At 66.8% G+C, this 11,651-nt stretch carries 11 protein-coding genes; 6 read left to right on the plus strand and 5 right to left on the minus strand.

What is annotated here, in order from left to right; translation table 11 throughout:
• Positions 1–80 precede the first annotated feature (80 nt).
• From ACSQ12_RS14110 to ACSQ12_RS14135, 6 genes are read left to right on the plus strand one after another with little or no spacing between them, the layout of a single operon-like run.
• Positions 81–1,211, plus strand: coding sequence for a DUF7847 domain-containing protein (locus ACSQ12_RS14110; RefSeq protein WP_436065796.1), 1,131 nt, complete (start codon positions 81–83; stop codon positions 1,209–1,211).
• 56 nt (positions 1,212–1,267) lie between these two features.
• Positions 1,268–1,945, plus strand: coding sequence for a DUF4129 domain-containing protein (locus tag ACSQ12_RS14115; protein WP_436065797.1), 678 nt, complete (start codon positions 1,268–1,270; stop codon positions 1,943–1,945).
• Positions 1,942–3,174 (plus strand): DUF4350 domain-containing protein, encoded by a 1,233-nt coding sequence (locus ACSQ12_RS14120; RefSeq protein WP_436065798.1) that lies wholly within the window; start codon positions 1,942–1,944, stop codon positions 3,172–3,174. The genes ACSQ12_RS14115 and ACSQ12_RS14120 overlap by 4 nt, the downstream gene beginning before the upstream one ends.
• Positions 3,171–4,199: an AAA family ATPase gene (locus tag ACSQ12_RS14125; protein WP_436065799.1), complete on the plus strand. Its 1,029-nt coding sequence runs from the start codon at positions 3,171–3,173 to the stop codon at positions 4,197–4,199. The genes ACSQ12_RS14120 and ACSQ12_RS14125 overlap by 4 nt, the downstream gene beginning before the upstream one ends.
• Before the next feature lie 4 nt (positions 4,200–4,203).
• On the plus strand, positions 4,204–5,496 hold the full coding sequence (locus ACSQ12_RS14130; RefSeq protein WP_436065800.1) for a DUF58 domain-containing protein: 1,293 nt from the start codon (positions 4,204–4,206) through the stop codon (positions 5,494–5,496).
• 28 nt (positions 5,497–5,524) lie between these two features.
• Positions 5,525–6,238 carry a DUF4166 domain-containing protein gene (locus tag ACSQ12_RS14135; protein WP_436065801.1) on the plus strand — a complete coding sequence of 238 codons (714 nt, stop codon included), beginning with the start codon at positions 5,525–5,527 and terminating at the stop codon, positions 6,236–6,238.
• Here ACSQ12_RS14135 and ACSQ12_RS14140 read toward each other — a convergent pair.
• The 5 genes from ACSQ12_RS14140 to ACSQ12_RS14160 all read right to left on the minus strand — a co-directional run bounded on the left by ACSQ12_RS14140 (position 6,235) and on the right by ACSQ12_RS14160 (position 11,641).
• Complete coding sequence (locus ACSQ12_RS14140) at positions 6,235–7,260, minus strand: hypothetical protein (protein WP_209743477.1); 1,026 nt, start codon at positions 7,258–7,260, stop codon at positions 6,235–6,237. The two genes, ACSQ12_RS14135 and ACSQ12_RS14140, sit on opposite strands and share 4 nt — an antisense overlap.
• Positions 7,261–7,263: 3 nt before the next feature.
• Positions 7,264–7,707, minus strand: a complete 444-nt coding sequence (locus ACSQ12_RS14145) for a chorismate mutase (protein ID WP_209743475.1) — start codon at positions 7,705–7,707, stop codon at positions 7,264–7,266.
• A gap of 124 nt (positions 7,708–7,831) precedes the next feature.
• Positions 7,832–9,526, minus strand: coding sequence for an ABC transporter ATP-binding protein (locus ACSQ12_RS14150; protein ID WP_436065802.1), 1,695 nt, complete (start codon positions 9,524–9,526; stop codon positions 7,832–7,834).
• The gene (locus tag ACSQ12_RS14155) at positions 9,523–10,548 is read right to left on the minus strand and encodes an ABC transporter permease (RefSeq protein ID WP_209743471.1); all 1,026 of its coding nucleotides are present in this window, start codon (positions 10,546–10,548) and stop codon (positions 9,523–9,525) included. Before ACSQ12_RS14155 ends, ACSQ12_RS14150 begins: the two co-directional genes overlap by 4 nt.
• Before the next feature lies 1 nt (position 10,549).
• On the minus strand, positions 10,550–11,641 hold the full coding sequence (locus tag ACSQ12_RS14160; RefSeq protein ID WP_209743470.1) for an ABC transporter permease: 1,092 nt from the start codon (positions 11,639–11,641) through the stop codon (positions 10,550–10,552).
• Positions 11,642–11,651 lie beyond the last annotated feature (10 nt).

An 11,651-nucleotide genomic window follows, 5' to 3' on the forward strand; every position in this document is an offset into this window, starting at 1 on the left:
ACGCCGGACAGCAGCCAGGACGGGCACAACCGGCATACGTAGCCCCGCCAAAACCCGGCATCGTGCCGCTACGGCCCTTGATGTTCGGCGAAATCCTTGACGGGGCCTTCCAGACCATCAGGCGGAATCCCGCGGCGATGCTGGGTGCTGCGATGCTGGCACAGACCTTGGCGACCGTTGTCGGTGAAGCCTTCGCAGCCGAGACCGAATCGCGCGGACAGTCGCTGGGCCTGTGGCTGGCCGGCATGGCTCCCCCGGAAATGCTCAACCTCGGAGGGGGCCTCCTGATCGGCGCTGCCCTCCTGGGACTGGTCTCCTTCTTTATCTCCATTGTGCTTCAGGGTGTGATGGTGGTTCCGGTGGCCCGGTCGGTCCTGAACCGACGCACCGGTTTCAAGGAGATGTGGACATTGTCGCGGTCCAGGATCGGCGCACTGCTCGCTCTTGGCGGTCTGCAGATCCTGGCCGGCATCGCCTTCGGAGTAGTGCTGGTGGGAGGGACGTTCCTGCTGGCCGATTCCATGGGCGCAACGTCGGCGCTGATCATCGTCCCCCTGTTCCTCGCAAGCATGGCGGCCATACTCTTGGTCTCCATCCGCCTGATGGTGACGCCGGCGGCCATCGTGGTCGAGGAACAAGGAGTTCTTGACGGCCTGCGGAGGTCCTGGCAGCTCACCCGGCACAACTGGTGGCGCATCTTCGGCATCGTGCTGGTCATTTCCCTCCTGATCGGCATCATCAGCCAGATTGTCCAGATCCCCATCGGCCTCGCTACCGGCGGCTTCTCCTCCGTCATCGCTCCCCATGGCGGAGACGACGGGCAGCGCGCCCTTTCCGCGGTCGTCGGGATCGCATCGATCCTTGTCACAGCCGTTATCGGTGCCGTGGGGTATGCCTTCCAAACCTCCGTCATGGGCCTTCTGTACATGGACCTTCGGATGCGAAAGGAAGGCTTGGACCTCGCCCTCCAGCGGCAGCTCGAATCAGGCAACGACTCCGACGGCGTTCCCGGGCGCGGGGTGGCGCCCGAGGGCAACTTTGCGGGCACCCCTTCCTCCGGCATCTGGACCCGGGCGCCGTACGGCCCGCCACCGGGCTACGGCCCGCCACCGCCATACGGCCCGCCACCGGGCTACGGCCCTCCGCAGGGCTACGGCCCGCCGCAGGGGTACAACCCACCGCCCTCCGGCCCGCCGCCGGGCGCCGGATGAGCCGGCCTGGCTTTTTCGAGTCGGCATTGGAGGCCGCGTCCGCAGCAGGTGCGGTTTTGCATTCGACGTTAGGCCGCACGCTGGCCGAACCTCCTGTTGAGCCCGACAGGCAGGAGGCCCGCAGGTGGGCGGTCGAGGAGCTCTCAAAGCCCGTATACCGGGATGCCGAGCCAGACTGGCTGACCGGTCTCTGGCGGCAGTTCACAGAATGGCTGCGGTCGCTTGGCAGCGGCGACCCCGCAATCGACGGCGGTGTCGCCGTACCGGCCATCGGAGTGACGATTATCGTCCTTATCGCCGGGGCCATCCTTCTGGCGCGCCCCCGGCTGAACGCCCGGCGCCGCCGCCCGGACAGGAACGACGTCGACGCCGATCCTTCCATCAGCCCGGCAGAATACCGCCGGCTCGCGGCAGCCGCGGCAGCTCGCGCCGACTGGCGCACCGCCGTCGTCGAACAGTTCCGTGCCATCGTCCGGGCCGCCGAGGAGCGCACCATTATCGACCCCTTGCCCGGCCGCACCGCGGATGAAGTGGCCGGCCAGCTTGCCGGCGCATTTGGCAGCCACGCCGCTGAGCTGCGGCGTGCCGCCGGCATCTTCGACGGCGTACGGTATGGCAACGCCGATGCCGCCTCCGGGGACCACGCAGGCATGGTGGAGTTGGACCAGCTACTTGAAACAGCAAGGCCCGACTACGGCCGGACCGCCGCGGATCACCTGGAGCTGCCCCGATGACGCCTGTCCTGGAGTCGGAGAATCGGCTGGCGCCTGCGGTGGCCGGGGGCGGCGGAGCGGGTCACGCCGTCACGGCATGGATCCGCCGGCACCGGACGTGGACCCTGCTGATTCTGTTCTTCTCCGTGGGCGTGGGGCTGACAATCCTGGCCCAGCAATCGCCCCGCAGCGACGGCCTGTCCCTGTCGGCACGCAACGCTGCTCCGGAAGGAGCCCGGGCAGCAGCGGAAATACTGGGAAGCCGGGGCGTGGACGTTCGCCAGACCGACACCTTCGACGCAACGATGTCGGCGCTGGACAGGGCCTCGGAAGACGGCGCGTCAGAATCTGCTGACGGCCCCGGACCCACATTGTTCCTTTACGATCGAAACGGCTACCTGGACCCCGACCAGCTGCAGGCTTTGCAGCAGGCCACGGACAGGATGGTGATTATCACTCCCCGGCTGAGCACGCTCAGCGCGCTCGGCGGCGACATCCGTCCCGCCGGAGTCGTGCCGGCGGGAGTGGCAACCCTGGACCCCGGCTGCGCATTGGATGCTCCCGCTGCCGCCGGAGCGGTCTCGGCGGACTCCGCCTACCTGTATCAGGCCAACCGCGTTTGCTACGAACCCGCAGCAGGCATGGGCGGGCTCCTTGCCAGCAGTGACGACGGCAGGCTGACAGTGGTGGGCAGCGCTCAAATCTTCAGCAACCGCCTGCTCGATGAACACGGCAACGCCGCCTTGGCGCTCAGGACAATGGGGGCCTCGGACACACTCGTCTGGTACCTTCCGGGCTTGGCGGATGTCACTGCGGAGGACACCCCGAAGACGCTGGACGAGCTCGCCCCTCCGTGGGTCGCCTTCCTCGGCCCGTGGCTTGCCCTGGTAGCCGTTCTGGCGATGGCCTGGCGGGGAAGGCGGCTGGGACCACTGGTCTTCGAACCGCTGCCCGTGGTGGTCAAGGCCGTGGAGACTGCTGAAGGCCGCGCACGGCTGTACCATGACGCCCACGCCGTGGACCGTGCAGCGGACAGCCTCAGGGCGGGTGCGCTGGTCCGGCTCGCCCGGGCCCTCCGGCTGGGAACGGATACTGAGTCACCGGCGATTGTCGACGCCGTCGCGAGGCACCTTGGGCGCACCCGCGAAGACACGGCCGGTGTGCTGGAGGCCCGTCCCCGGACGGAGACCGAGCTGGTGCGCTGGGCCCAGCAGCTTGAATCACTAGAGAAAGAGGTAACCGCCCGATGAGTGAGCAGACCAACGGATTCACGCAGGGCGGCCCCGGCGGCCCCGCGCTCGCAACCGCCGAGGCCACGGCGGCCGCCGATCCCGTCCGCCAGGCCTTGCTCGATGTGCGGCACGAGGTTGCCAAGGCCGTGGTCGGCCAGGACTCCACCGTCACCGGGCTGCTCATCGCATTGCTCTGCCGCGGGCATGTCCTGCTCGAAGGGGTTCCGGGCGTGGCCAAGACACTGCTGGTCCGCACGCTCTCCGCGGCGCTAAGCCTGGACACCAAGCGCGTGCAGTTCACCCCCGACCTGATGCCGGGCGACATCACCGGCTCGTTGGTCTTCGACTCCCGGACCTCGGAGTTCAGCTTCCGCGAAGGCCCCGTCTTTACCAACATCCTGCTGGCCGACGAGATCAACAGGACTCCGCCGAAGACGCAGGCATCCCTGTTGGAGGCCATGGAGGAACGCCAGGTCTCTGCGGACGGAACCTCACGCCCGCTTCCGGTTCCGTTCATCGTGGCAGCCACGCAGAACCCGGTGGAGTATGAGGGCACCTATCCCCTGCCTGAGGCCCAACTGGACCGTTTCCTCCTGAAACTTGCCATGCCGTTGCCGGAGCGTGCCGACGAGATCGAGGTCATCCGCAGGCATGCCGCCGGCTTTGACTCCAGGAACCTGGCTGCCGCCGGCGTCCGCGCGGTGGCGGGTGCAGCCGAGCTGGAGCAGGCCCGCCTGGCGGTGGCTGCGGTGGAGGTGGCGCCTGAGGTGGCCGCCTACATCGTTGACATCGCGAGGGCCACGCGCGCGGCACCGTCCTTCCAGCTCGGCGTGTCCCCGCGCGGCGCGACAGCCCTGCTGAGTGCCGCCCGGGCGTGGGCCTGGCTCTCCGGGCGGCAGTTCGTGACACCGGATGACGTAAAGGCCCTGGCTCTCCCCTGCCTTCGGCACCGCGTGGCCCTGCAACCGGAAGCCCAGATGGACGGCGTGCACGTGGACGGCGTCCTCGCCAGCATCCTGGCGACCGTTCCCGTGCCCCGCTGACGCCATGGCCATATCGGGACGATTCGTACTTCTGGCGCTGGCGGGCCTGGTGCCGGTCATGCTGTATCCCGGCTGGGGCACGGTCCTGCTGGTCTGCCTGGTCCTGTGCGCTGTCCTGCTGCTGGACCTCGCCATGGCCGCGTCCCCCCGGAAGGTCACATTGGACCGGACCCTGCCGGGGAACGTCACCCTGACCGGGAGCACCGAATCCGTCCTGACCATCGGGAACACCGGCTCACGCCCGCTCCGTGCCCTGGTCCGGGACGCGTGGCAGCCATCTGCCGGGGCGCAGAATCCGCGCCAGCGCGTGGACGTTCCGGCCGGTGAGCGGAGGCGAATGAAGGTACTGCTGAAGCCTGCCCGGCGCGGCGACCTCAAGGCACCGCATGTGACCCTCCGTGCCTTCGGGCCGCTGCAGCTGGCAGCCCGGCAGCGGACACTTCCGTGCCCAGGCTCCGTCCGGGTGCTGCCGCCGTTCCACTCGCGACGCCACCTTCCCTCGAAGCTCCGTAAACTGCGCGAGCTCGACGGAAAAGCGGCGGTCCAGATCAGGGGGGCGGGCACCGAGTTCGATTCCCTCCGCGACTATGTCCGTGGTGACGACGTCCGTTCCATTGACTGGCGCGCCACGGCGCGGCGCTCCGCCGTCGTCGTCCGTACCTGGCGTCCTGAACGGGACCGTCGCGTGGTGATCATGCTCGATACCTCCCGGACGGCGGCCGCGAGGATCGACGACGAGCCCCGCCTTGACACCGGGATCGAAGCGGCCCTGCTGCTGGCTGTCCTCGCCGAACGCGGCGGCGACCGCGTGGATTTCTTCGCCTTCGACCGGCGGACCCGTGGACGGGCCGGATCCGCGTCGAAAGGTAATCTGCTGGGGCAGCTCGTGCAGGCCATGGCGCCGCTTGAACCGGAACTCATTGAGCTGGACTGGAGCCAGGTCCCGGGCCAGATCCGGCAGATATCCGCGCACCGCTCTCTGGTGGTGCTGCTGACCCCGCTGGACAGCGGCGCACCGGAAGAGGGACTGCTGCCGATGGCCGCGCAGCTCGCGCAGCAGCATGTGGTGGTGGTCGCCTCCGTGCGCGACCCCATGCTGGGCGCGATGCAGAAGGAACGGACGACGGCGGCACAGGTGTTCCGCGCGGCAGCCGCCGAACGCGCCCTGCTGGAACGCGAGGCAGTGGCCATCCAGCTGCGCCAGATGGGCGTCGAAGTGGTGGACGCCGAACCCCACCAGCTGCCGCCCGCACTCGCGGACGCCTACATCCGGCTCAAAGCGGCAGGAAGACTATGATCCGCGTGTCGAAAACCAGGAGGCTATTGTGAATACCCCTATCTATGAGCGTGCCCTGGGCAGCGACTTTGCCCGCCTGCAGCCCGAGCTCCAGGAATACTTCTCGCTCGCCCCCGGCTCCGGACGCTATGGCGTCGGAGAAGGGGTGTTCGACGTCGTCGGCTGCCGGCAGGCATGGCTCCGCCCGCTGCTTCGGTTGACTACCGGGGAGGAAGCGTTCTTCCCGGAGTACGGTGAGCGCATTCCTTTCCGGATCGAAAACCACGCGCACCTCGATCCGTTCGGCCGGTCAAGCCTGACCGCCAGGCGCGAGATCCACTTCCCCGGCCGCACCCGGTTGTTCCACGACACCACCAGCTTTGATGAGTCCCGAAGCAGCCCGGGACTCGTGGACTACGTTGGCCGCTACCGGCGCCTGGTCACCGACCTCAACCTCAGTGTGACCGCTGAGGGCAGGCTCCGCGGCGTCTCTGAGGCGTCCCGGCTGTTCCTGGGACCGCTGCGCATCCCGCTGCCGGCGGCACTGGACGCCAAGGCCTACGCAGAGCAGTGGTGGGAACCGTCGGAAGGCGTCCGCGGAAAACACCGGATCCAGGTCAAGGTGATCCAGCCGCAGCTGGGACTTGTCCTGGTCTATGCCGGAAGCTTCGACTATCGGCTCCGTTCCTACCCGGGAACGGCCACGACGCCGGGCCACCTCCCGGGCTACGCCCGGCCCGACAGGTGGGAAAGCCGGATCTAGCCGAGTGCCAACTGGTTGAGCCCGTCTGCCACCTGGGTGAGGCGGACCAGGACGGCCGTGGCGGAGGACGGCGTGTGCCCGGATAGCCCCTCGGATGGCGTCACCCGGATTGAACCTAACGAGGAAGCCGGAAGACCCATCTGCCGCCAAGGCCGCCACACGCTCTCCACAGCTTCCTGGACGCGCGGCAGTGAGGCAGCACGGTGGCTGGCGGGCAGCACTCCGGCCCACAGGCTCTTCCCTGCCTCGACCGCACCGGCGAGCTGTTCCCATTGGCGGGACGTCAGCGCCTTCAGCGGAACTGCTATCCCGTCCGCCCCTGCGGAGAGAATACGCTCGAAAGGCGCCTCAATCTCGGCAACCGCAATGACGGTTTCGGCAGCCCCGGCCGCCCTGATCGCATCAATGACCAAGCGCCACGACTCTGTCACTTCCCGGCCCGGTACAGCGCGCAAGGTCCGGTAGCCGCTGGATGTTGGAATCGTGCCGGCGAGGACTGCCGCAATATCGGGCTCATCTATCTGGACCACCAGCCGGGCCCCTGGCACGGCAGTGCCGATGCGTGCCAGGAAATCGCCCACACCGGCCGCCAGCGATTCGGCAATGTCACGGCGGGCGCCGTAGTCGAGCAGGGCACGTTCGCCGTTGTGGAGGTGCAGGCCCGCGGCCAGGCTGAGCGGTCCGCGCACTTGGACCTTGAAGTCCGGCGCCGGACTGTCTTCGGTCCCGGCAACGTCGGCCAGGACGTTGATGTCCGTGGAGAGCGCCGACTTTGCCCGCATGAGGTCCTTGCCCGGCCGATCCACGATCCGCCATCCGTAGGGCTGGACGTCCACGGATAGGTCAACCAGGAGCGAGGCCGTCCTGCCGAGCGCGTCCGAGCCGACTCCGCGGTCCGGAAGCTCCACGAGGAACGGCAAGTGCGGGCTGCCGAGTTCGCCGCGGATGATCCGCGTTGCCTCCAGCGGATCCTCACCCGGCCAGGGTCCCAGGGCGGTGGCAGTTACCTGCGATTCGGGCATGGCCTAGGCGTCGACGGCGGTTGAGGGGGCGGGCGAGGAAAGCACCGGCGGGCCTGCCGCCGCCCCGTTGTTCTCGGCCGCCTGGTGGTCTTCGGCAATGGCTTCGTGGTGCCGGATCACCTCGCCGATGATGAAGTTCAGGAACTTCTCCGCAAAGGCCGGATCCAGGTGCGCTTCTTCGGCAAGGCGGCGCAGCCGTGCAATCTGGGCGGTCTCCCGGCCGGGGTCCCCGGCGGGCAGTTTGTGCGCGGCCTTGAGAAAGCCCACCTTCTGGGTGGCCTTGAACCGTTCGGCCAGGAGAAAGACAAGGGTGGCATCGATGTTGTCAATGCTGGACCGGATAGACAGCAGTTCCGCCATGACCGCTTGGTCCACCTGTCCGGCCAATGAGCTGGCTGCGGGGTCGTAGGAATCGGCGTCTGGAAGATCTTGGTTCTGCTCGGTCATGGTTCCAGTCTATGGGCACCCCGCCAATTCCCTGTGGCTGTTAAGCGTCCGCGCAACGTTGCCCAGGGGACGAAAATGCCCGCCGTCCGGCCTGGACAGCGGGCATTTCCACCACGGAACGGAACTAGCCGGCGAGCAGCGCCCGGTTCGCTTCCCGGCGCCTGGCCTGTTCATCCGGATCGGGCACGGGGAGCGATGCGATGAGCCGGCGCGTGTAGTCATGCCGGGGAGTTCCCATCACCTGGGTGCCAAGCCCCTGTTCCACGAGCTTGCCCTTGTAGAGCACACCAACCCAGTGGGACAGGATGTCCACCACCGCGAGGTCATGGCTGATGAACAGCGCGGCGAACCCGAACTCTGCCTGGATGTCCTTGAACAGTTCCAGCACCACGGCCTGGACTGAAACGTCCAGCGCCGACGTGGGCTCGTCGGCAATCAGCAGCTTCGGGTTCAGGATGAGCGCCCTGGCCAGCGACGCGCGCTGGCGCTGCCCGCCGGAGAGCTCGTGCGGGAACCGGTCAGCGTACGCCGCCGGCAGCTGCACCGATTCGAGCAGTTCACCCACGCGTTTCCGCGCCTGGGCGGGCGTGGGATTGCTGTGGATGATGAGCGGTTCGGCAACGCAGTCACCGATGGTCAGCTGCGGGTTGAAGGAGGCGGCCGGATCCTGGAACACGAAGCCGATCTCCTTCCGGAGCGGCTTGAACGTCCGTTCCTTGAGGTTCAGCATCTCGTAGCCCAGCACCTTCAGGCTGCCGCCCGTGGTGCGGTTGAGGCCCGCGATGGCGCGTCCGGTGGTGGTCTTTCCGGATCCCGATTCACCGACCAGACCGAATACCTCACCTTCGGACAGCGTGAAGCTCACGCCGTCCACGGCCTTGAAGCCGGGACTGCCCAGCCTGCCGGGGTATTCGATGGTCAGGCCCTTGGCTTCCACCAGGACCTTACGGTCCTGGTGGGCCCGCACGGTCATGCCCTGGGAGGCGGAATTCCTGCCCAGGTGCGGAACAGCGGCCAGGAGCTTGCGCGTGTACTCCTGCTTCGGCTCGGCAAACAGGACCTTGGCGGTTGCCTCCTCGACGACGTCGCCCTGGTACATCACCACCACCCGGTCGGCAAGATCGGCTACCACTCCCATGTTGTGGGTGATCAGCACGATCGAGGTGCCGTACGTATCCCGCAGGTCCCTCAACAGTTGGAGGATCTCCGCCTGGACCGTGACGTCAAGGGCTGTAGTGGGTTCATCGGCGACGATCAGTCCCGGGTTGAGGGCAAGCGCGGCCGCAATGACCACACGTTGCTTCTGGCCTCCGGAAAACTGGTGGGGATAGTAATCAACGCGGTTTTCGGGATCCGGGATGCCCACTTTCCGGAGCGCGTCGATGGCCCGGGATTTAGCTTCCTTTGCCGATATCCGCCCGCCCTTGCCGTGGGCGTGGGCGCGGATGCCTTCGGCGATCTGCCACCCCACGGTGAAGACGGGGTTCAGGGCCGTGGAGGGTTCCTGGAACACCATGGCGACGTCCCGGCCGCGGATCTGCCGGAGCTTGGCCGGGCTGACGCTGATCACGTTGTTGCCGTTGATCAGGACAGCGCCGGAACTGATCGCCGTCTCCGGAAGCAGCCCCAGGATCGTTTTGGCGGTTACCGTCTTGCCCGAACCGGACTCGCCGACGATTGCCACGACTTCGCCCGGATTGACCTCAAGGCTGACGTCCTTGACGGCGTAAACGTCTCCGGCGTCGGTGGCAAACGTGACCCTCAGGTGGTCGATGTCGAGGACGGGCCCGGTGCCGCGACTGTCGATGTTGGTGCTCATGAACTACTCACTTCTGATTGGTGCGCTGCCTGCGCCGCTGGGGTGGAGTCCGGCCCGCCCTTGCCGGAAACGGCCTTCTTGCGGCCGCGCAGCCGCGGATCGTTGAGGTCGTTGATGCTTTCGCCCACGAGCGTCAGCCCCAGGACTGTCAGCACGATTGCCAGGCCGGGGAACACGCCCGTCCACCAGATCCCGGAGGTGGTGTCCGCCAGGGCTTTGTTGAGGTCGAAGCCCCACTCTGCGGCGGACGTCGGTTCAATGCCGAAGCCCAGGAAGCCCAGGCCTGCAAGCGTCAGGATGGCTTCCGAGGCGTTGAGTGTGAAGATCAGCGGCAGGGTGCGGGTGGCGTTCTTGAAGATGTGCCGGCTCATGATCCGGACATTCGACGCCCCCACCACCTTTGCGGATTCCACGAAGGGTTCGGCTTTCAGACGGATGGTTTCCGCGCGTATCACCCGGAAGTACTGCGGGATGAACACCACGGTGATCGAAATTGCCGCGGCCACAATGCCGCCCCACAGGCTGGACCTGCCGCCGCTGATGACAATGGCCATCACGATGGCAACCAGGAGTGAGGGGAAGGCGTAGACAGCGTCTGCGATCACCACGAGGATGCGGTCCAGCCAGCCGCCGATGTAGCCGCTGACCAGGCCCAGGACCACGCCGATGAAGATGGACATGACCACGGCCACCACAATCACCATGACGGCGGTCTGGGCGCCCCAGACAACCCGGGAGAAGACGTCGTAGCCGCCCACGGTGGTGCCCCAGAGGTGCTTTCCGCCCGGTGCCTGCTGGGCGGGGAACCCGCCGTCGGCGTCGGATATCTGCGAGAAGCCGTAGGGGGCGATGAGCGGCGCAAGAATGGCGGTAAGGAGGAAGATGCCAGTCAGGACGAGCCCGGTGACAAGCATTCCGCGCTGCAGGCCGACGCTCTTGTTGAAGTGTGAGACGACGGGCAGGCGGCGGAACCAGGAGGCCCGCGGATCCTTGTAGGTAGTCGCCAGGGAATCGGTGCTCATGTCAGTACCTCACGCGGGGGTCGATCAGCGCGGCGACAATGTCCACGATGAAGTTGGTCACGGCCACGATCACTGCGAGGAGAACCACGATGCCCTGGACGGCCACGAAGTCACGGGCCGTCAGGTAGGTGGCCAGCTGGAAGCCCAGGCCTTTCCATTCAAAGGTTGTTTCGGTCAGGACCGCGCCGCCGAGCAGAACTGCGATCTGCAGGCCCATCACGGTGATGATGGGGATAAGGGCAGGCTTGTAGGCGTGCTTGGTCACCAGGCGGAATTCGCTGACGCCGCGTGAACGGCCTGCTTCCACGTAGTCCTTGCCGAGGGTGCCGATGACGTTGGTGCGGACCAATCGCAGGAAGATGCCGGCCGTCAACAGACCGAGGGCGAGGGCCGGCAGCACGGCGTGGGCCGTGACGTCGCCGAGTGCTGCCATGTTGCCGCTGCGGACGGCATCCAGCCAGTAGATGCCGGTGGGGGCCTGCAGCGAGGTGAGTTCCAGTTCGCTGGACGTTTTGGCGCGTCCGGCAACCGGGAGCCATCCCAGCCATACGGAGAAGGTCAGCTTGAAGAGCAACCCGGAGAAGAACACCGGCGTTGCGTAGCAAAGGATCGCAAAGATGCGCAGTACGGCGTCGGGTGCTTTGTCGCGGCGGTGCGCCGCGATCATGCCGAGCGGGATGCCCACCAGCAGTGCGACCAGCAACGCATTGATGGTCAGTTCAAGGGTGGCGGAACCGTAGGTGGTCAGCATCTCCGTGACCTGGCGGTTGTCAGAGAGCGTCGTGCCGAAATTGCCGGTCAGCAACTGCCCGAGGTACTCGAAGTACTGCACGAGGATCGGACGGTCGTAGCCTGCCGCCGTGATCCTTTCGGCAAGCTGCTCGGGCGGAAGCCGGCCGCCGAGCGCGGCGGTAATCGGGTCACCGGTGATCCGCATCAGGAAGAACACCATCGTGACCAGAATCAGGATGGTTGGAAAGATCAGGAGGAACCTGATCAGGATGTATTGGCCCAGTCCCCCGCCGGACGACTTCTTCTTTGACGGCAGCAGGCCGTCGGCGTCGGTTGGCGGCGCCTCGATAAGTGTTGTCATTGGTACCTAA

Source organism: Arthrobacter sp. LjRoot14 (assembly GCF_964253905.1).
Taxonomy (GTDB): Bacteria; Actinomycetota; Actinomycetes; order Actinomycetales; family Micrococcaceae; genus Arthrobacter.

What these genes read in the sequence shown, in the direction of transcription:
- ACSQ12_RS14160 (WP_209743470.1), bottom strand. Translation starts at nt 11,641, where the DNA reads ATGACAACACTTATCGAGGCGCCGCCAACCGACGCCGACGGCCTGCTG.
- ACSQ12_RS14145 (WP_209743475.1), bottom strand. Translation starts at nt 7,707, where the DNA reads ATGACCGAGCAGAACCAAGATCTTCCAGACGCCGATTCCTACGACCCC.
- ACSQ12_RS14120 (WP_436065798.1), top strand. Translation starts at nt 1,942, where the DNA reads ATGACGCCTGTCCTGGAGTCGGAGAATCGGCTGGCGCCTGCGGTGGCC.
- ACSQ12_RS14150 (WP_436065802.1), bottom strand. Translation starts at nt 9,526, where the DNA reads ATGAGCACCAACATCGACAGTCGCGGCACCGGGCCCGTCCTCGACATC.
- ACSQ12_RS14110 (WP_436065796.1), top strand. Translation starts at nt 81, where the DNA reads ATGTTCGGCGAAATCCTTGACGGGGCCTTCCAGACCATCAGGCGGAAT.
- ACSQ12_RS14125 (WP_436065799.1), top strand. Translation starts at nt 3,171, where the DNA reads ATGAGTGAGCAGACCAACGGATTCACGCAGGGCGGCCCCGGCGGCCCC.
- ACSQ12_RS14155 (WP_209743471.1), bottom strand. Translation starts at nt 10,548, where the DNA reads ATGAGCACCGATTCCCTGGCGACTACCTACAAGGATCCGCGGGCCTCC.
- ACSQ12_RS14140 (WP_209743477.1), bottom strand. Translation starts at nt 7,260, where the DNA reads ATGCCCGAATCGCAGGTAACTGCCACCGCCCTGGGACCCTGGCCGGGT.
- ACSQ12_RS14130 (WP_436065800.1), top strand. Translation starts at nt 4,204, where the DNA reads ATGGCCATATCGGGACGATTCGTACTTCTGGCGCTGGCGGGCCTGGTG.